Genomic DNA, 552 nt, shown 5'->3' with positions numbered 1-552 from the left:
AGGGGAGACAGGGACAGAGCGACTTTATCAAGGCGGTGATGTAGGCTCACAGAACGCTTACAGAGGCGTTATCTCTGATGCTGAAGGGAATGTAGTAGCCCCTTCTTCTGGTTTGTATACAGGCGAATCAGCGCAGGGATTGAAGGCAGCAGAGCAGAGAGCAGGCGCACCAGAGATTAACACTCAAGCTAATGTAGATCGTACTGTTTCCGGTATCGCTGGAGAACAGGGAACGACCGCACAACAGGCAGTTGGTGAAGCTACTGATCAGTTTATCGCTGTTAAAAATCAGCAATACAACGATGCTCTACACGGAGCACAGGACATTTTAGATAACAACAATGTTTCAGCCCTCAAAATGGGTAAAACAAAAGAGTTTGTGAAGCAGCATTTAGCAGAGGATGCAGATTTAGACAGCTTGCCGCCTTCAGCGAAAAAACTGCTAACTAAAATGGGTGATGCAGATTTCAAAGACCTTCACACCATCGACTTTTACAAACGCAAGTTGAGCAACGAAGCCAGCAAAGCGTTTCGTGCCGGTGATACTGATAC

At 46.7% G+C, this 552-nt stretch carries 1 protein-coding gene; it reads left to right on the top strand.

The window, feature by feature from the left end:
* On the top strand, nucleotides 1-552 hold a 552-nt coding region (locus tag N1032_RS27240), incomplete at both ends, for a hypothetical protein (protein WP_259543826.1).

The organism is Herbiconiux daphne (assembly GCF_024979295.1).
Classification (GTDB): Bacteria; Actinomycetota; Actinomycetes; order Actinomycetales; family Microbacteriaceae; genus Herbiconiux; species Herbiconiux daphnes.
This window is presented reverse-complemented; position numbering and strand designations above follow the sequence as displayed.